The sequence below is a fragment of the Kocuria sp. U4B genome, from assembly GCF_054875615.1.
This window is the reverse complement of record NZ_CM142180.1, coordinates 1,615,853-1,633,918: the sequence shown is the minus strand read 5'-3', so window position 1 is coordinate 1,633,918 and position 18,066 is coordinate 1,615,853. Positions and strand designations below refer to the sequence as shown.

The window sequence follows — 18,066 nt, the reverse complement described above, 5'->3', positions numbered from 1 at the left end:
TAGACTGGTCGGCATGACCACCGACTTCTCGCCCGTCGACCTCGCGACGGCCCGCGACCGCCTCCGCCAGCTGATCGTCGACCTCGCCGTCGTGCGCGGGAAGGTGACCCTGGCCAGCGGCATCGAGGCCGACTACTACGTGGACCTGCGCCGGGTGACCCTCCACCACGAGGCCTCCCGCTACGTGGGGCAGGTGATGCTCGCGCTGCTCGACGAGGCCGGGATCTCCTTCGACGCCGTCGGCGGGCTCACGATGGGCGCCGACCCCGTGGGCCAGGCGATCATGCGCACCGCCGGGGACCAGGGCCGGGCCGTGGACGCGTTCGTGGTCCGCAAGGCCCAGAAGAGCTACGGGATGGGCCGGCAGGTCGAGGGCCCGTCCGTCGAGGGCCGGAACGTCGTCGTCGTCGAGGACACCTCCACGACCGGCGGCTCCGCGCTCACGGCGGTGGAGGCCCTGCAGCGCGCGGGCGCCAACGTCGTGGCCGTGGCGATCATCGTCGACCGCCGCACCGGCGCCAAGGAGCGGATCGAGCAGACCGCCGGCGTGCCCTGCCTCTACGCCTTCACGAAGGACGAGCTGGGGCTTGACTGATCCCGCGCCCGGCACGGACGGGGCCCCGGAGGTCGGCGTCGGCCCGTGGGAGGGCCCCTGGCCCGAGGGCGAGCACTGGGACCCCGAGCTGCTCGCGCACGGGGACCGGCGCAACGTCGTGGACGGCTACCGGTACTGGAGCATGGACGCGATCGTCGCGGACCTCGACACCCGCCGGCACGGCTTCCACGTGGCCGTCGAGAACTGGCAGCACGACCTCAACATCGGCTCCGTGGTGCGCACCGCCAACGCCTTCCTCGCCCGGGAGGTGCACATCGTGGGACGGCGGCGCTGGAACCGGCGCGGCGCCATGGTCACGGACCGCTACCAGCACCTGCGCCACCACGGCAGCGTCGAGGAGTTCGTCGCGTGGGCCCGGTCCGAGGGCCTGCCCGTGATCGGGATCGACAACTTCCCCGACTCCGAGCAGCTGGAGACCTACGACCTGCCCGAGCGGTGCGTGCTCGTGCTCGGCCAGGAGGGCCCCGGGCTCAGCCCGCAGATGCACGCGGCCGCCGAAGTGACCCTGTCCATCGCCCAGTTCGGGTCGACCCGCTCCGTCAACGCCTCCGCCGCGGCCGCCGTGGCCATGCACGCCTGGGTGCGGCGGCACGTGTTCGGCCAGACCGTCCCCTGACGGAGCCGCGTCCGGTCGTCGTTCCCCGGCGCCGATTTGGCTAGAGTGGGAGCCAGGCCACACCCGACCCGAAGGAGCCAGCATGCCCATCGCCACCCCTGACGTCTACGCCGAGATGATCGACCGCGCCAAGGAGAAGGGGTTCGCCTACCCGGCGATCAACGTCACCTCCTCCCAGACGCTCAACGCCGCGATCCGCGGCTTCGCCGAGGCCGGCTCGGACGGCATCATCCAGGCCTCCACCGGCGGCGCCGCCTACTGGTCCGGGGCCTCCGTGAAGGACATGGTCACCGGCTCGCTGGCCATGGCCGCCTTCGCCCGCGAGGTCGCCAAGAACTACGACGTCAACATCGCCCTGCACACCGACCACTGCCCGCAGGACAAGCTCGACTCCTTCGTGCTGCCGCTGCTGGCGGAGTCCGAGAAGGCCGTGGCCCGCGGCGAGGACCCGATCTTCCAGTCCCACATGTGGGACGGCTCCGCGATCGCCCTCGACGAGAACCTGCGGATCGCCCAGGAGCTGCTGGCGCGCACCTCCAAGGCCAAGATCATCCTCGAGGTCGAGATCGGCGCCGTCGGCGGCGAGGAGGACGGCGTCGAGAACGAGATCAACGAGGACCTGTACTCCACGGTCGCCGACGGCCTGGCCACCGTCGAGGCCCTCGGCGCCGGGGAGAACGGCCGCTACATCACGGCCCTGACCTTCGGCAACGTGCACGGCGTGTACAAGCCCGGCGGGGTCAAGCTGCGCCCCGAGCTGCTCCAGCAGATCCAGCAGGAGGTCGGGGCGAAGATCGGCAAGGACCGCCCCTTCGACCTCGTCTTCCACGGCGGCTCCGGCTCCTCCGCCCAGGAGATCGCCGACGCCGTCTCCTACGGCGTGGTCAAGATGAACGTCGACACCGACACCCAGTACGCCTTCACCCGCCCCATCGCCGGGTTCATGTTCGCCAACTACGACGGGGTCCTGAAGGTCGACGGCGAGGTCGGCAACAAGAAGAAGTACGACCCGCGCGTGTGGGGCGCCCTGGCCGAGGAGTCCATGGCCGCCCGCGTGGTCGAGGCCTGCCAGAACCTCGGCTCCGCCGGGACCTCCGTCAAGTAGGTCCTCCCCGCTCCGCGCCCGCGGAGCCCGACGGCGGCGTCCTGCCCGGTGCGGGGCGCCGCCGTCGTCCTCCCCGCACCACCTCCCCCGCTTCCCGCACCGAAAGGACCCGCCCCGTGAACCTTGCCGGCAAGAACCTCCTCGACGGCCCCGAGCCCACCTACCTGACCGAGGAGCCGGGCCTGACCGAGCGCATCGAGGCGGGCGACGAGGCCGAGGACCTGGCCGCGCGCTTCCCGAAGGCGCCCCTGGCGTGGGCCCTGTGCGCCGAGGACGCCCTCGCCGAGGGCCGCACCCTCGAGGGCTACGCCTTCGCCCGCGTCGGCTACCACCGCGGCCTCGACGCCCTGCGCGGCCACGGCTGGAAGGGCCACGGGCCCGTCCCGTTCTCCCACGTGCCCAACCAGGGCTTCCTGCGCGCGCTCGCGTGCCTGGGCCGGGCCGCGGCCGCGATCGGCGAGTTCGACGAGGCCGAGCGCATCCAGAAGTTCCTCAACGACTCCGACCCCACCGCCGCCGAACAGCTGCGGCGGTAGCCCCCGCCACGAAAGGACCGTCCCATGCGCGTCGCAGTCCCCCGGGAGATCAAGCCGGCCGAACAGCGCGTGGGCCTGCTGCCCGCCGGGGTCGCGCAGCTCGTGCGCGACGGCCACGAGGTGCTCGTGGAGACCGGCGCGGGGCTGGGCTCCGGGTTCGACGACGACGCCTACGCCGCCGCCGGGGCGGAGGTGACCGACCGGGAGGCCGTGTGGGCGCGGGCCGAGCTGCTGGTCAAGGTCAAGGAGCCGGTCGAGGCCGAGTACGGGTTCCTGCGCCCCGACCTGACGCTGTTCGCCTACCTGCACCTGGCCGCCGACCGCCCGCTGACCGAGGCCCTCGTGGCCTCGGGTGCCACCGCCGTGGCCTTCGAGACCGTGCGGGCCGGGCGCACCCTGCCCCTGCTGCGGCCGATGTCCGAGATCGCGGGACGGCTCGCCGCCCAGTCCGCCGCCCACCACCTGCAGTCCAACGCCGGGGGACCCGGCATCCTCATGGGCGGGGTCCCCGGCGTCGCCGCCGCGAAGGTCGTGGTGGTCGGCGGGGGCACGGTCGGCACCCAGGCCGCGCTCGCGGCCACGGGGCTCATGGCCGACGTGACCGTGCTGGACGCCGACGGCGTGCGGATCCGGGAGCTGACCGACCTGCTCGGTCACCGCGCGCGGGTGCTCATGAGCGACGAGCACGTGCTCGAGGACGAGATCGCCGGGGCGGACGTGGTGATCGGCGCGGTGCTGGTCCCCGGGTCGGCGGCGCCGAAGCTGGTGCGCCGGGAGCACCTGGGGATGCTGCACGACCACGCCCTGCTCGTGGACGTGGCGATCGACCAGGGCGGGTGCTTCGAGACCTCGCGTCCCACGACCTACGACGACCCGACGTTCGAGGTCGACGGCATCACCCACTACTGCGTGGCCAACATGCCCGGTGCCGTGCCCCGCACCGCGACCCGGGCGCTGGCCAACGCCACGACGCCCTACCTCCGCCGCCTCGCCCGGGGCCCGCAGCAGGCCCTGGGCGCCGACCCGGAGTTCGCGGCCGGGCTCAACGTGGCCGGCGGGACGATCCGCCACGCGGGGGTGGCCGCCGCGTTCCCGGACCTGCCGGCGCAGCTGGGCTGAAGGGCCCGGAGCGCGGGGCCGTGCAGGCCGCGCCGACGGGCGGGTGCGGTGGCAGCCCTGCCGCTTCCCCTCTAGGGTGGTGGCATGGGCGAACAGGGAAGTGCGGCGCGAGCGCTGGTCCACCCTGTCCGGCCGTCGTCAGGCAGCGCCTCGATCGCTCAGGAGGACGTCGGCGGCTTCTCCGCCGGTCAGAGATAGGCGTGCCCGCGCCGGACTCCTGGCCGATGCCGCCTCGGCGGCTCCAGGAGCGCTGCGCTCCGTGGAGCGCCCGGGCACGTCCTGGGCACGTCCTGGGCGTGTGCCGGCCATCCTGCTTCGCGGACCCGACCGCCTGATCCCCTCCCGCGCTGCCGCACCGGGTGCTCCTGCCCCCCGGGCCCGTTCCGGCCCCGGCCGGCGCCCTGCTGCGCGCGTGCGGGAGTCCCTCTGCACCCCCGAAGGACTTCCCATGCACCCGCTGACCGAACAAGAGATCCGCTCCAGCTTCATCAACTGCTCCCGCCGGGACGCCGCCCGCCTGCCCGTGCCCCCTGAACTGGATCAGGTGGACTGGGACCGCCTGGACTACCTGGGCTGGCGCGATCCCCAGTCCCCGCGGCGCGGATTCGCCGTCGTCCCCACCGAGGAGGGGCCGAAGGGCATCGTCCTGCAGACCTCCGGGCCCGCGGGGCCGGGCAAGCAGGCGATGTGCGCGTGGTGCCAGGACGTGCGCCTGCCCCACCCCGTGGTCATGTACGTGGCCCGCCGGTCCGGCGCGGCCGGACGGGACGGCTCCACCGTGGGCACCTTGATCTGTGAGGGCTTCCAGTGCTCGGCCAACGTCCGGAAGCGCCCGCCCTCCCCGTACAAGGGCTTCGACATGGACGCCCACATCGCCGACCGCATCGCCGGCCTGCGCGAACGGCCCCGGGGCTTCATGGCGGCGGTGGACCGCTGACCGCACCCGCCGGGGGGCCGGGCAGCACGCACCTGCGTCCTGTCCGGCCCTGCTCCCGCGCGGCGGCGCTGCTCCTCCTGCGGAACGGACGGCACGTCCCCGGCGGCGCCGACGTCGTCCGCCCGGAGGTCGAGGACCGTGGAGCTCGCGGGCACGGCCTCGGGCTGTTCGTGGACGGGTGGCCGCCACCGGGGATCCCCTCCCGCCACTCCCACCAGTGCCGGGCAAAGCCGTGGAGCACCGGCTCGCCCCGCCCCGTCCCGGCCACGTGCCTCCGCAGGCCGCCAGGTCCTCCCAGGCCGCGCTCAGCGGCCGCGTCCGCGGGCTGCCCCGGGCGGTGGGTGAGCCGGTGGGCGAGGAGGACCGTCAGCGGAGCGCCTCGGGGTTGACCAGGTGGGGTGGGGTGCGTCCTGCGGCGATGGCGATGGCGTTCAGCGCCGCGAGCCGGGCCATCTCGGCGCGCACGGGCACCGTGGCGGAGCCGATGTGGGGCAGCAGCACGGTGTTGTCCAGCTCGGCCAGGCCCGCAGCCAGGGCGGGCTCGTGCTCGTAGACGTCCAGCCCGGCAGCGGCGATGGTCCCGTTCCGCAGGGCGGTGACCAGGGCGGTCTCGTCCACGACGGGGCCGCGGGCGGTGTTGATCAGGACGGCCGAGGGCTTCATCCGGGCCAGCACGTCCGTGTCCACGAGGTGGTGGGTGGACTCGGTGAGCGGGACGTGCAGGGAGAGGTAGTCGCTGCGGGCCACCAGGTCCTCCCAGGACACCTGGGCGACCCGCCCGGCGAACTCGCCCAGCTCCTCTTCGGTGACCTCGCGGTGTGCCGGGGGCCGGGGGGCGAAGAGCACGGTCATGCCGAAGGCCAGGGCCCGGCGGGCGGTGGCCCGGGCGATGCGCCCGAAGCCGGCCAGGCCCAGCACCGCCCCGGTGACGTCGTGGCCCAGCAGCAGCTGAGGCTCCCAGCCGGTGAACCGGCCCTGGCGGACCATGCGGTCGGCCTCCACGACCCGGCGGGCCGTGGCCAGGATCAGGGCCAGGGCCACGTCGGCGGTGGCGTCGGTGAGGACCCCGGGGGTGTTGCCGACGAGGATGCCGCGGCCGGTGGCGGCGGCGACGTCGATGTTGTTGACCCCGACCGCGTAGTTGGACACCCCCCGCAGCTTCGCCGCAGCCAGCAGCTCCGCGTCGACGCGGTCCCGCAGCTGGGTGAGGACCACGTCGTAGTCCCCCGAGGCGCACAGCTGCGTCAGGCGGGCGTGGTCGGGGGGTGCGGGCAGGACGGTGACCGTGCCGGCCTCCTCCAGCAGCGGCAGGCCAGGATCGGGGATGGGGGTGGTCACCAGAAAACGTGCGCTCATGATCGGTCCTTTCGCGCCCACGGCCATGACCGGGGCTGGGTGGGAGGCCGGGCGGGGAGGCTGTCCGCTCCCGGATGATCCGGCCGGGGAAGGCCACCGGGCGACGGCGGGAAGCGGAAGCCCGTGCGCGCTCATTCTGCCGGTGCGGTGATCCTGCAGGTTTCGTCCGTCACGGGGAGACCAGGTGAGGGTCGGTGCGGAGCCGGCGGTTGAGGTCCTCGGTGGCGGCCTGGAGGGCGGTGGCGGCTCGGGGGGTGGGCGGGGCCCCGGCGGGGCCGGTGATGCTGAGGGCTCCCACGGGCAGGCCGTCGGCCCGGCGGAGGGCGGCGGCGACCGCGCTGAGGCCTGGGCCGGACTCCTGGAGGTCCCAGGCGGTGCCGTGGGCCCGCACGCCGTCGAGCTCGCGGTCCAGGGCGGCGCCGGAGGTGATGGTCCGCGGCCCCGCCCGCTCCAGGGGGCTCCTGAGGTAGAGGGACAGCCACTCGGCGGGGTAGCGGGCCAGCATCGCCTTGCCGGCCGCGGTGGCGTGGGCGGGCAGGCGGTCCCCGGCCTGCGGGACCCCCGGCCGTCGGCTCGGACCGCTCAGGGCCTCGACGACCAGGACCTCGCGTCCCTCCAGCACGCTCAGCTGCACGGGCCGGCCGGTGGCCCGGTGCAGGTCCACCATGGTGGTCAGGGCCAGCCGGCGCACCTCGTGGGGCCGCTGCGTCCTCGCGCCGAGCTCGAACATCTTCAGGCCCAGCAGCACCTCGTAGCCCCGCCGCTCCAGCAGGCCCTGCTCGACCAGCTCCTTGACGATGCGGTGCACGCATGACAGCGACAGGCCGGTGCGGTGGGCCAGCTCGGAGCACCGCGCGGACCCGGGCCCGCCGGAGAAGGCCGCCAGGACGAGGGCCGCCTTCGCGGCCATGGACAGCGTCGAGGCGTCGGGACCTGCCCGCCCGGGGTCGATGCTGACGGCGCTCATCAGATCCTTCCCGCCCTCTCCACCACGTGCTCTCCTCGGCTGTGTCCTGAGTCACTTCCCGGAACAGATCCTCGCGGAGTGACCGTTGACTGTCAACAGTCAACTGCGATAGCGTGACATGGCACACAGTCCGACGCTGCACGTCGAGGCCACGCCGATGGCGCCGACCACTGCGGGCGCTGCTCTGCACGGCAGGAGCGCCCTCCAGGACGAACCCTTCCCGGGGTTCCCGGCCGTGTCGCAGCCCGAGACCCGTTCATCCCTGACCCATTCGAGGAGCATCATGTCGAGCACTCAACGCACCGCTGTCATCACCGGCGCCACCTCCGAGAAGGGCATCGGCGTCACCACCGCCCGCCGCTTCGCCCGCGAGGGCTGGGGGGTCGTGATCCTGGACCTCGACGGTGAGAAGTCCGCGCAGGTCGCCCGGGGCATCGCGCAGGAGTGCGGTGTGCCGGCCTTCGGACACGCGGTCGACGTGTCCGACGAGGCCTCGGTCACCGCCGCCCACGACGCCGTGGCCGCCGAGGTCGCCGCGGGCGACCTGCCCCCCGTGGGGGCGGTGGTCAACATCGCCGGCATCACCTCCCCGGTGGACTTCCTGGACACCACCCTGGAGCTGTGGCACAAGGTCATGGACGTCAACGCCACCGGCACCTACCTGGTCACCAAGGCCTTCCTCCCCGAGATGATCGAGAACGGCTGGGGCCGGATCGTGAACATGTCCTCCGTCTCCGCCCAGCGCGGCGGCGGGGTCTTCGGGAAGGTGCCCTACTCCTCGGCGAAGGCGGCCGTCCTGGGCTTCACCAAGGCCCTGGCCCGTGAGCTGGGCCCGACGGGGGTGACCGTCAACGCCGTCACCCCGGGTGCGGTGGACACCAACATCCGGGTCGGCAGCACCCCGGAGCAGGAGGCCGCCATTGCTGCGAGCGTTCCCGTGGGGCGCACGGCGACCACCGAGGAGGTCGCGGCGTCGATCACCTTCCTCGCCTCCGAGGACGCCGCCTACCTCACGGGTGTGACCCTGGACATCAACGGCGGCAGCCACATGCACTGACATCCACCGCCCGTGCGACGGCGCCCGGGCCCCTCGGAGGACCGAGGGGCCCGGGCGCCGTCGTGCCGGTGGGGCGCCGGCCCGGCATCTCCCCGCCCGATTTCCTCGCGTCCCCGCCCCGTTCCCTCGCGGAGGCTGGTGCCCGTGCCGTGGGCGCAGCGGCAGCGGCCGCACACGGCTGTGGGCCGGACGGAGCGGTCCCCGTCCGGCCCACAGCCGTGTTGTGGTGCGTCCGCGATCAGTCCGCGCGTTCGGTGCGGCGGGGGTGGAGGAGGGTCTTGATCCTCTCGACGATCTTGGTGGTGGAGACCCCGTAGCGGTCGTTGAGGGTGGGCAGGGCCCCGGCGTCGAGGAACGCGTCGGGCAGCCCGACGGGAGTGATCTGGCGCAGGATGCCGTCGCGCACGGCCGCGTGGGCGACGGCGTCGAAGAGCCCGCCGATCACGGTGTGGTTCTCGCAGGTGAGCACCAGGCGGTCCCGGCCCAGTTCCCGCAGGATGGTGTCCTCGTCCAGTGGCTTGAGGGTGGGCACGTGGAGCACCGCGACGTCGACCTTGTCGGCCTCCAGGGCCCTGGCGGCCTCGAGGGCGCGTTCGGTCATCAGCCCGGTGGAGATCAGCAGCACCTCCGCCCCGTCCCGCAGCATCTTGGCCTTGCCCAGTTCGAACGTGTAGTCGTACTCGTCGAGCACCCGGGGCACCTTCCCGCGCAGGATGCGGGTGTAGGTGGGCCCGTCGTGGGCGGCCAGCTGCGGGACGGCCTGTTCGATGTCCACCGCGTCGCACGGGTCCACGATGGTGAGGTTGGGCATCCCGCGCAGGATCGCGATGTCCTCGGTCGCCTGGTGGGAGGGCCCGTAGCCGGTGGTGAGCCCGGGCAGGGCGCAGACCATGTTGACGTTGAGGTCGGCCTCGGCGATGTCCAGGCACAGGAAGTCGTAGGCCCGGCGGGTGGCGAAGACCGAGTAGGTGGAGGCGAAGGGGACGAAGCCCTCCATGGCCAGGCCGGCGGCGGCCCCGAGCAGGGCCTGCTCGGCCATGCCGATCTGGTAGAAGCGGTCCGGCATGGCGTCGCGCAGGATGTGCAGGTCGGTGTACTTGGCCAGATCCGCTGACAGGCCCACGATCCGCTCGTCGCGGGCCGCGAGCTCCACCAGGGCGTGACCCAGCGGGGCCGCGGTGGTGCGCTGGCCCTCACGGGCCAGGGAGGCGCTCATGGCGTCGGAGGTCAGCCTCTGCTTGGGGGCGGCGCTGGTGTTCTGGGTGGTGTTCATGCCTGGGACGACTCCTTCAGTCGGTCGTGGGCCTTCTTCCATTCGTCGGCGGCGACGGACATGAAGTGCAGCTTCTCGCGGTTCTCCAGGAAGTCGACGCCCTTGCCGAGCTTGGTGTTCACGACCAGGCACCGCGGCTGCGGCGCCTCGAGGGCGCGCAGCTCCTCCAGGGCGGTGAGCACGGCGGCGACGTCGTTGCCGTCGACCCGGCGGGTGATCCAGCCGAAGGACTCGAACTTGCCCTCGATGGGCTCCATGCCCAGCATCGCCTGGCTCTTGCCGTCGGCCTGCTGGTCGTTGAAGTCCACGATCGCGATCAGGTTGTCCAGCTCGTGGTGGGCGGCCACGGCGGCGGCCTCCCAGGTGGAGCCCTCGTTGAGCTCCCCGTCGGAGAGGATGTTGTAGACGAACGCGGGGTTGTCCTTGCGCTTCAGGCCCAGGGCCACTCCGTTGGCGATCACCAGGCCGTGGCCCAGGGACCCGCCGGAGATCTCCACCCCCGGGGTGTAGGAGGCCATCGCCGACATCGGCAGGCGGGAGTCGTCGGTCGCGTAGGTCTCCAGCTCCTCCAGCGGGAGGAACTTCGCCTCCGCCAGGGCCGCGTAGAGCGCCAGGGCGTAGTGGCCGATGGAGAGCAGGCACCGGTCCCGGCCCTCCCACTCCGGCTCCTCCGGGCGCAGGTTGAGCTGGTCGGCGTAGAGCACGGCCAGCACGTCGGCGATGTCCAGGGCCTGGCCGATGTAGCCCTGGCCCTGGACCTCGGCCTGGATCAGCGCATTGGTGCGGATCCGGAAGGCCGCCTCCTTGATCCGCTGCAGGCGCTCGGTCTCGACCGGAGCTGGTTCGGTGGTTGTTGGCATGGGTTTCACCTCGAGTGATGTGGGTCGTGGCGCGGACGGTGGGCGGCGGGGAGGCCGTGCGAGGACCGCGCACCTGCTGTGCCGGCCGGTGCGCACCAGGGCTCTCCCGCCCCGAGCCGGCTCGCGTCGATCGGGGCATTTCACGGGCCGAGCCCGCGGCTGAAGGCCTCCGGTCCGCCGGAACCTCCAACGTTGACAGTTAACAGTGAAGCAGGTCACGTTGGCGCTGGCAAGAGGGGGTTCGGTTCGCGGAGGGGCCGGAGGAGCGTGTCCCTCCGCCGTGCACCGGTTCACTGCTGACTGTTGACAGTGACTGTGGTGTGACTCACACTGGACGCACCTGTTGTTAACAGTCAACACCGGAAGGGTTGATCATGAGCACTGATGCTCTCCAGATGCGCGGCCACGTGCACGGCACCAAGGACGCCAAGCGCGTGGCCGTCGGTTCCGGTGTGGGCGCGGTCATCGAGACCTACGACTTCATCGGCTTCGGCACCGCCGCCGCCCTCTACTTCGGCCCGGCGTTCTTCCCCGGGGCCGACCCCGTGACCGCCACGCTGGCCTCCTTCGCCACCCTGGGCGTGGGGTTCGCCGCCCGCCCGCTGGGCGGGATCATCGGCGGGCACCTCGGCGACAAGGTGGGCCGCAAGCCGGTGCTGGTGACGTCGCTGATCGTCATGGGCCTGGCCACCTTCCTCATCGGCCTGCTGCCCACCTACGCCCAGGTCGGGATCATCGCCCCGATCCTGCTGGTGGTCGTGCGCATCGTCCAGGGCCTGGCCTTCGGGGCCGAGTGGGGCGGGGCCATCCTGATGAGCTACGAGCACGCCCCCTGGAAGTCCAAGGGCAAGTACACCGGCATCGTCCAGGCCGGCTTCCCCGTCGGGCTGCTGCTGGCCAACCTGGTGTTCCTCGCCAGCGCGAACCTCGCGGGCGACCTGGCCTGGCGCATCCCGTTCCTGGCCTCCATCGTGCTGGTCGTCGTGGGGCTCATCATCCGCTCCAAGGTGCCCGAGTCCCCGGTGTTCGACGACGTCAAGGACCACGGCGACATCGTGAAGAACCCGATCGTGCAGGTGATCAGGGACGACTGGCGCAACATCGTGCGCGGCATCTGCCTGCGCGTGGCCGAGACGGCCGGCTACGCCGTGTCGGTGACCTACATGATCTCCTACCTGCACACCGCCGAGCTGGCCACCAAGACCGAGACCCTCACCGCCCTGTGCGTGGCCTCCGCGATCGGCATCTTCGCCACGATGGCCTGGGCGCGACTGACCGACCGCATCGGCCGGCGCCCGCTCTACATCGCCTCCTGCGCCTTCGCGGCCGCCTTCGGGATCCCGATGTTCCTGCTGGCCAACACCGGCGCGTTCCTGGCCGTGATCGCCACCATCGTCATCGCCTACGCGGTGTGCCAGAACTCCCTGGCCGGGGCCCAGGGCGCCTGGTTCCCCGAGCTCTTCCAGGCCAACACCCGCTCCTCGGGGGCGTCGCTGGCCTACCAGATCTCCGCGATGGTCTCGGGGTTCACGCCCTTCATCACCACCCTGCTCTTCATCCAGCTCGGCTGGACGGGCCCGGCCCTGCTGTTCTCCGCCTACGCGGTGATCGGCCTGCTCGCCGCCCTGCTCACCCGTGAGACCTGGGGGCCGGCGGAGCGACGCCTCGCCGAGGAGGCCTCCGTCCAGGAGCCCGTGCCTGCCGGTTCGTGAGCGACGCGCGCTCGCCGGCTCCGGAGCCCGGGGCCGGCGGCCGGGAAGCAGCGGGTGCGGCCCGGTCCCCAGGCGGGACCGGGCCGCACCCGTGTCCGCCGGCGGGCGGACGAGGCGCCTCGCAGGATCCGTGCACCGGGGACCTCCGGTCCGGCTGAGCGGATCGTCCTCCGTCAACGGTTAACCGGCACGTATGATCGAGGCATGGCCGGATCGGCCGCGGCAACCCGCAGGGGTCTGCACCGGGGCCGCGCTGGAAGCGCCGCGTCATGAGAACGGCACCGGCCCGCCGTGACCGCAGACCACAGGGCCACAGACCTCTCTCGCCCCCGCTCTCGAAGGACGACCCCGATGACCACTCAGACAGCCGCCCTGGCGGGCCTGGCCAAGGTGAACCTGCGCCAGCAGGCCCTGACGGCGCTGCGTCGTGCCATCACCACCGGAGAGCTGCCCCCCGGCACCCACCTGGTGGAGACGGAGCTGTCCGAGCAGCTGCAGATCAGCCGCGGCACCCTGCGCGAGGCCATGCGCCAGCTCCAGCAGGAAGGCCTCATCTCCGCCGGGGCCCGCGGCCGGCTGTCCGTGCGCAGCCTGGACGCCAAGGAGATCCTGGACATCTTCGCCGTCCGCGCGGCCCTGGAGGCCCTGGCCGTCCGGACCCTGAGCCAGGCGGAGAACCGCGACGCGGCCGTGGCCACCCTGCGGGAGGCGGTGCGGGCCATGGAGGAGGCCGTCGAGCACACGATGGAGGAGCGGATCGAGGCCGACCTGAACTTCCACCGCACCCTGTGCCAGCTCACCGGCAACGCCATGCTCCTGCACTCGTGGCAGTCCCTGGAGGGATCGATCCGGATGTCGTTCATGTGGGCCGGCATGGAACGGGCCGTCGGGAACATGCGCGTGGACCGGCACACCACCATCGTCGACGTCATCGCCGCCGGCGACGCGGCCGCGGCCGCGGACTACATGCTCTCCCACATGGACGAGGCCGCCGCCAACCTCGTCACCTGAGCGTCCGCCGGGGCCCGAGGGCCCCGCCCGTCGGGAGCGCCGGCGTGGCCGTGCTGCCTAGACCGTGATGACCTCGAGGCCGAGCTCGGCCGCGCGGGCCTGCTCGTCGGGGGAGAGCACGTGGTCGGTGATGACGGTCGTGAGGGCGTCGGCGTCGGCGACCCACCCGAAGGTGGTCCTGCCCCACTTCGTCTCGTCGCACAGCAGGACCACGCGGCCGGAGTACCGGATGGCGGCGGTCTTGATCGCCGCGTCCTCGGCGTCGTAGGAGGTCACGCCCTCGGGGAACGAGAACCCGCAGCAGGAGATCACGGCGGTGTCGAAGCGCATGGTCGTGATGCTGTTGAGCGCCTGGGCCCCGGTGGCGGAGAGCTCGTCGGGGCGGATGTCCCCGCCGCACACGGTGATCGGGACGCCGGCGTCACCGAGGACGGTCGCGGCCCGCAGGGACAGCGGCACCACGCGCAGGCTGGGGTCCTGGAGGTGGCGCGCCACCTCCAGGCAGGTGGTGCCTCCGTCGAGCACGACGCTCTCGCTGGGAGCCAGCAGCGCGGCGGCGGCAGCGGCGATGCGCCGCTTGGCCTCGGGGTTGACCGAGGTGCGAGCGGCGAACGGCGTGGTGACACCGCGCAGGGACAGCCGGCGGGCGCCGCCGTGCGTGCGCCGCAGGACGCCCTCCTTGTCCAGCTGCACCAGGTCCCGGCGCACGGTCGCTTCCGAGGCTCCCAGCCTGTCCACGAGCTCGGCCACGCTGACGTTCTCGGCGGTCTCGAGCAGGCGCAGGATGCCTTCCCGCCGTTCCAGTGTTCCCATGCGCGCAGTCTATGCCCATGTGATCGTTCGATCACATTCGCTCGACTGATCGATCAACTTCCGTAGGATGGGAACCATGCGACTGCTGCTCATCCGCCACGGCCAGACCCAGCCCAACGCCGACGAGGTGATCGACACCCGGATCCCCGGGCCCCCGCTGACCGCCCTGGGAACCCGGCAGGCGGCGGCGCTGCCGGAGGCCCTGGCGCAGGTCCTGGCCGGGGAGGACCTCGGGGCGCTGTGGGTCTCGAGCATGCTCCGCACCCACCAGACCGCCGCGCCCCTGGCCCGGGCGCACGGGCTGAGCCCGGTCGAGCGCCACGGCCTCCACGAGATCCAGGCCCCGCACTGGGAGCTCTCCGGGGACCCCGCCCACCTCGACGCCTACTACGACGTCGTGCTCTCCTGGGCCCACGGGCAGCTGCAGCGGCCGATGCCCGGCGGGGAGACCGGCGAGGAGTTCTTCGCCCGCTACGACGCCGTCGTCGACGAGGCCGTGCGCGCCGCCCGGGCGGCCGGGCAGGACACCGTGGCGGTGGTCGGCCACGGCACGGCCATCCGCTGCTGGAGCGCCCGGCGGGCGGACAACCTCGACGCCGCCACCCTGGAACGGCGCCCGCTGGAGAACACCGGCGTGGTGGTCCTCCAGGCCACCCCCCAGGGCGCACGCCCCTGGACGTGCCGCACCTGGATGGGCGCACCCCCCAGCGGCATCGGCGCCCACGCCCCGGCCGGGCCCGCCGGCGCACCGCTCGCCTGAGCCCCCGCCGCAGCTCCCGCCGCCGCGGGCCCCGGTCACCGTCGGGCGGCTCGACGGTGGCCGGGTCCTGCCGGTCACCGGCACGGACGTCGCCGAGGAGGTGCATGACGACCCCGGCCAGGGGGCGCTCCTCCTGGTGCGGTGGTCGATGCTCCGTCGGCGGAGGGGCGGCAGCGGAGGAGAGGTGGGGCGAGGTGAGGGCGCAGACGGCCACCCCGGTGTGCACCGGGCGGGCATGCTCCCCGGTCAGCCCTCATGGCCGGCAGGGAGTCCCTGCTGAGTGGTGTACCGGCAGGGTGTCCCTGGCGTGGCGGAGCAGATCTATCCTGGCGGGATGGACAACCGCACCGAGGTCCGCGAGTTCCTCATGTCACGCCGGGCCAAGCTCACCCCCGAGGCCGCCGGACTGCCGGCCGGGGGCACCCGGCGGGTGCCGGGGCTGCGCCGGAGCGAGGTCGCTGCCCTGGCCGGGGTGAGCGTGGAGTACTACGCCAAGCTCGAGCGCGGGCAGGTCGCCGGGGCCAGCGCCTCGGTGCTCGAGGCGATCGCCGCCGCCCTGGGCCTCGACGACACCGAGCGGGCCCACCTGTTCGACCTGGCCCGGGCCGCCGACGGTGTGCCCGCCTCGGGACGGCCCCGGCGGCGGGCCGTCAGGCCGGTGACGGCCCGGCCCTCCCTGCAGTGGGCGCTGGAGGCGAGCACCGAGGCGGTGGCCTTCGTGCGCGATGCGCGCCAGGACCTGCTGGCCGTCAACGCCCTGGGGCGGGCCTTCTACGCCCCGCTGATCGGGGCGGGCGGGCGCACCCCGAACCTGGCCCGGTTCCAGTTCCTGGATCCGGCCTCCCGGGACTTCTACCCCGACTGGGAGGCCTTCGCGGGGATGTGCGTGGCGATCATGCGCGCCGAGGCCGGCCGGGACCCGCACGATCACCGGCTGCAGGAGCTGGTGGGGGAGCTGTCCACCCGCAGCGAGGTCTTCCGCACCCTGTGGGGGGCGCACGACGTGCGGACCCACGGGGCCGGCACCAAGCGCTTCCACCACCCGGTGGTGGGGGAGCTGGTCCTGGCCTACGAGGAGCTGGCCGTCACCGCCGAGCCCGGGCACGTGCTCATGATCTACACCGCCGAGCCCGGCTCGCCCTCGGCCGAGCGGCTGCGGCTGCTGGCCTCCTGGGCCGCCGACCGCCCCGCCGCCGTTCCCCGCTCCTGACCGCGCCCCTGGCCGCGGCCCTGCCGGGGACGACGGGGCCGCTCCGGCGGCGGGTTCACGGCTCCAGGTGGCGGGCCAGGTTCGCCAGGGACGAGGCGAGACCGGCCGCGTGGGCGTCCGCGGAGATCCCCGCGGGAACGTCGTCGGCACGGATGTCCACGCGGGTGCCGCCGTCGACCTCGGCGACCTCCCACGTCATGGTCATGGTGCCGGCGTAGGCGGGGTCGTCGGAGACGAAGTCCACGGCCTGCACGATGCGCACGCCGGGGACGATGTCGACGAAGCGCACGTCCACGACGTCGGAGTCGGCGGTGGCCTTGCCGGGAACGGCCGGGGTGCCGGCATAGGTGAGGACCATGCGGTAGGACCCTCCCGGCCGGGCGTCGAACCGTTCGAAACGACCGCTCATCCCCTCCGGGGGCAACCATGCCGCGAGCGCGTCCGGGTCGACCAGGGCGGCGTAGACCTGGTCCGGGGAGGCGGCGACCACCCGGGAGGCGGTGTCAGTTCGTGCCACGGCGCCATCGTAGGGCCTCGGCCCCGTTCACGGCGTCCATCGGGTCGGGTCCCGGGCCGGCTGCCGGCACGCGGGTGCGCCCGAGCAGCGAACCCGCCAGCGCACGGTTCAACCCGGGCAGCGCGAGGAGGCGGAGGGCCGCGTGCCGCTTCCGCAGCGTCGCGCTGCTCGACGGGAGGAACCACTCGACCCCGGATCGTCCGGCTCGTTGTCGTTCGGCGACGACAGGCCTCCAGCGCCGTTCGTAGGCGGACAGCCCGTCCGGCACCGTGGGCGCCGACGCGAGCTGGGCGGCGAGCACGGACGCGCCGGCCACCGCGAGCGAGGCGCCCTGGCCGGCGACGAGCGACACGGCCTGACAGGCGTCCCCTGCCAGCACGACATGGCCGGCGCTCCACCGGGGGACCTCCACCTGGGCGACGACGTCGTAGTACATCCCGCCGGAGGGCGGGCAGCGGTCGAGCGCTGTGGGCACCAGCCAGCCGAGGCCCGCGAACGCGGTCCGCAGCGCCGCACGGGCATCGTCGGGCCTGGCCGCCTCCGGGGTGCGGTGCACCGTGAAGACGGCGGTCCGGCCGTCGCGCAGTGCGTAGAGGCCCATCATCCGATCGACGGTGTCGGTGAGGTGCAGGCGGTCCCCGAGCAGAGCGGGCAGGTGCGGATCGGTGAACGTGAAGGCCGCGGTGTGCAGCCCGAGGAGGCGGATGTACTGCTCCTCCGGGCCGAAGACCAGTGATCGGGCTCGGGAGTGGATGCCGTCGGCGCCCACCAGCAGGTCCGCCTCGAGGACGGTCCCGTCGTCCAGGACCCCGCGGACCGAGCCGGGCCCGTCGTCGATCCGGTCCACCGTGCACCCGAAGCGCAGGTCGACGCTGCCGGCGACCTGCTCGCGCAGGGCGAGCTCGAGGTCGGGGCGCATGAGGCTCATCAGCCGGCCGTCCAGCGCGCGGGCGAAGCGGGCGTAGCCGGCGCCGGCTCGACGCCGGCCGTGGTCGTCGACGTAGACCAGCTCGGAGATGGGGTGGCTCAGCTCGCGCAGTCGCGGCAGGATCCCCATCGCCTCCGCGGCCGCGTACCCGGGACCGAAGAAGTCGAGCATGTAGCCCTCGGCGCGGGGTCCGGCGGCGCTCTCCACCACCGTGACCGCCCAGCCCTGACGGTGGAGCTGCAGGGCGCAGCTGAGACCGGCGATGCCGGCGCCGCAGATGATGGCTCTCACGGTCAGGTCCTACGTCACGCGGTTGTTCTTCTCACGATTCTGGACAGGTCCGCGTCGTTGCGGAAGGGGGGCGTGCGTTCCGGCGGCCGTGCCCCGCTCACGGGCCTGCGATGAGGCGCAGGCCCCGGCCGTGCTGCCGGGACCGCAGCGGCGCCTCCGCCTGGACCGCCCATCCGTCCTGGTGCTGCTCGGAGCGTGGCGCCGGTCCCGCGACCGCGAGGACGGGCCCGAGCACCACCATCCCGATCGACGGGTCGTGCAGCGAGTGGCCCCACAGGAGCGTGCCGCGCATGCCGGTTACCTCCCCGACGGCCGCGTCGAGATCCTGGCCGGGGCAGGTCGCGGGATGCCCTTCGCCCAGCCTGTGCAGTTCGACGACGTG

Annotated in this window: 19 protein-coding genes; 11 read left to right on the top strand and 8 right to left on the bottom strand. The window is 73.2% G+C overall.

The annotated features are described in order from the left end of the window. Positions 1 to 13: 13 nt before the first annotated feature. From pyrE to ACYSMR_RS07745, 6 genes are all read left to right on the top strand, one after another. On the top strand, positions 14 to 595 hold the full coding sequence (gene pyrE / locus ACYSMR_RS07770; protein WP_251332722.1) for an orotate phosphoribosyltransferase: 582 nt from the start codon (positions 14 to 16) through the stop codon (positions 593 to 595). Then, the gene (locus tag ACYSMR_RS07765) at positions 588 to 1,232 is read left to right on the top strand and encodes a TrmH family RNA methyltransferase (protein ID WP_251332721.1); all 645 of its coding nucleotides are present in this window, start codon (positions 588 to 590) and stop codon (positions 1,230 to 1,232) included. Before pyrE ends, ACYSMR_RS07765 begins: the two co-directional genes overlap by 8 nt. An 82-nt stretch (positions 1,233 to 1,314) precedes the next feature. Next, positions 1,315 to 2,337 (top strand): class II fructose-bisphosphate aldolase, encoded by a 1,023-nt coding sequence (gene fbaA / locus ACYSMR_RS07760; protein ID WP_251332720.1) that lies wholly within the window; start codon positions 1,315 to 1,317, stop codon positions 2,335 to 2,337. A 116-nt stretch (positions 2,338 to 2,453) separates the two neighbouring features. Then, positions 2,454 to 2,873, top strand: coding sequence for a DUF3151 domain-containing protein (locus ACYSMR_RS07755; protein WP_251332719.1), 420 nt, complete (start codon positions 2,454 to 2,456; stop codon positions 2,871 to 2,873). Positions 2,874 to 2,897: 24 nt separating this feature from the next. Continuing rightward, entirely contained in the window at positions 2,898 to 3,992 is a 1,095-nt protein-coding gene (gene ald, locus ACYSMR_RS07750) for an alanine dehydrogenase (protein WP_461747856.1), read from the top strand. Positions 3,993 to 4,440: 448 nt separating this feature from the next. Continuing rightward, positions 4,441 to 4,929 (top strand): FBP domain-containing protein, encoded by a 489-nt coding sequence (locus ACYSMR_RS07745; RefSeq protein ID WP_251332717.1) that lies wholly within the window; start codon positions 4,441 to 4,443, stop codon positions 4,927 to 4,929. A gap of 366 nt (positions 4,930 to 5,295) precedes the next feature. Here the strand turns inward: ACYSMR_RS07745 and ACYSMR_RS07740 are convergent, their stop codons facing one another. Together ACYSMR_RS07740 and ACYSMR_RS07735 are read right to left on the bottom strand one after the other, a co-directional pair. Continuing rightward, positions 5,296 to 6,285 (bottom strand): 2-hydroxyacid dehydrogenase, encoded by a 990-nt coding sequence (locus ACYSMR_RS07740; RefSeq protein WP_309125268.1) that lies wholly within the window; start codon positions 6,283 to 6,285, stop codon positions 5,296 to 5,298. 169 nt (positions 6,286 to 6,454) lie between these two features. Then, the gene (locus ACYSMR_RS07735) at positions 6,455 to 7,252 is read right to left on the bottom strand and encodes an IclR family transcriptional regulator (RefSeq protein WP_461747855.1); all 798 of its coding nucleotides are present in this window, start codon (positions 7,250 to 7,252) and stop codon (positions 6,455 to 6,457) included. Between the two features lie 283 nt (positions 7,253 to 7,535). On the opposite strand from ACYSMR_RS07735, the gene ACYSMR_RS07730 reads away from it, so the two are divergent. After that, on the top strand, positions 7,536 to 8,309 hold the full coding sequence (locus tag ACYSMR_RS07730) for an SDR family NAD(P)-dependent oxidoreductase (protein WP_251332715.1): 774 nt from the start codon (positions 7,536 to 7,538) through the stop codon (positions 8,307 to 8,309). Positions 8,310 to 8,547: 238 nt separating this feature from the next. Here ACYSMR_RS07730 and ACYSMR_RS07725 read toward each other — a convergent pair whose 3' ends face one another. Continuing rightward, positions 8,548 to 9,582: a transketolase family protein gene (locus ACYSMR_RS07725; protein ID WP_461747854.1), complete on the bottom strand. Its 1,035-nt coding sequence runs from the start codon at positions 9,580 to 9,582 to the stop codon at positions 8,548 to 8,550. After that, positions 9,579 to 10,442: a transketolase gene (locus ACYSMR_RS07720; protein WP_461747853.1), complete on the bottom strand. Its 864-nt coding sequence runs from the start codon at positions 10,440 to 10,442 to the stop codon at positions 9,579 to 9,581. The genes ACYSMR_RS07725 and ACYSMR_RS07720 overlap by 4 nt, the downstream gene beginning before the upstream one ends. Before the next feature lie 374 nt (positions 10,443 to 10,816). On the opposite strand from ACYSMR_RS07720, the gene ACYSMR_RS07715 reads away from it, so the two are divergent. Next, complete coding sequence (locus tag ACYSMR_RS07715; protein ID WP_309125271.1) at positions 10,817 to 12,154, top strand: MFS transporter; 1,338 nt, start codon at positions 10,817 to 10,819, stop codon at positions 12,152 to 12,154. A gap of 351 nt (positions 12,155 to 12,505) precedes the next feature. Continuing rightward, on the top strand, positions 12,506 to 13,165 hold the full coding sequence (locus ACYSMR_RS07710) for a GntR family transcriptional regulator (protein WP_251332711.1): 660 nt from the start codon (positions 12,506 to 12,508) through the stop codon (positions 13,163 to 13,165). A gap of 57 nt (positions 13,166 to 13,222) precedes the next feature. On the opposite strand, the gene ACYSMR_RS07705 is transcribed toward ACYSMR_RS07710, so the two are convergent. Next, positions 13,223 to 13,978: a DeoR/GlpR family DNA-binding transcription regulator gene (locus ACYSMR_RS07705; protein ID WP_461747852.1), complete on the bottom strand. Its 756-nt coding sequence runs from the start codon at positions 13,976 to 13,978 to the stop codon at positions 13,223 to 13,225. A gap of 76 nt (positions 13,979 to 14,054) precedes the next feature. On the opposite strand from ACYSMR_RS07705, the gene ACYSMR_RS07700 reads away from it, so the two are divergent. Next, a complete protein-coding gene (locus tag ACYSMR_RS07700) occupies positions 14,055 to 14,738 on the top strand; it encodes a histidine phosphatase family protein (RefSeq protein WP_251332709.1) in 684 nt (227 codons plus the stop codon). Between the two features lie 334 nt (positions 14,739 to 15,072). After that, a complete protein-coding gene (locus ACYSMR_RS07695) occupies positions 15,073 to 15,948 on the top strand; it encodes a helix-turn-helix domain-containing protein (protein ID WP_309126542.1) in 876 nt (291 codons plus the stop codon). Between the two features lie 55 nt (positions 15,949 to 16,003). Here the strand turns inward: ACYSMR_RS07695 and ACYSMR_RS07690 are convergent, their stop codons facing one another. From ACYSMR_RS07690 to ACYSMR_RS07680, 3 genes are all read right to left on the bottom strand, one after another. Then, entirely contained in the window at positions 16,004 to 16,465 is a 462-nt protein-coding gene (locus ACYSMR_RS07690) for an SRPBCC family protein (protein WP_461747851.1), read from the bottom strand. After that, positions 16,452 to 17,684, bottom strand: a complete 1,233-nt coding sequence (locus ACYSMR_RS07685) for an FAD-dependent oxidoreductase (protein WP_461747850.1) — start codon at positions 17,682 to 17,684, stop codon at positions 16,452 to 16,454. Before ACYSMR_RS07685 ends, ACYSMR_RS07690 begins: the two co-directional genes overlap by 14 nt. 97 nt (positions 17,685 to 17,781) lie before the next feature. Further along, positions 17,782 to 17,976: a hypothetical protein gene (locus ACYSMR_RS07680; RefSeq protein WP_251332705.1), complete on the bottom strand. Its 195-nt coding sequence runs from the start codon at positions 17,974 to 17,976 to the stop codon at positions 17,782 to 17,784. Between the last annotated feature and the right edge of the window lie 90 nt (positions 17,977 to 18,066).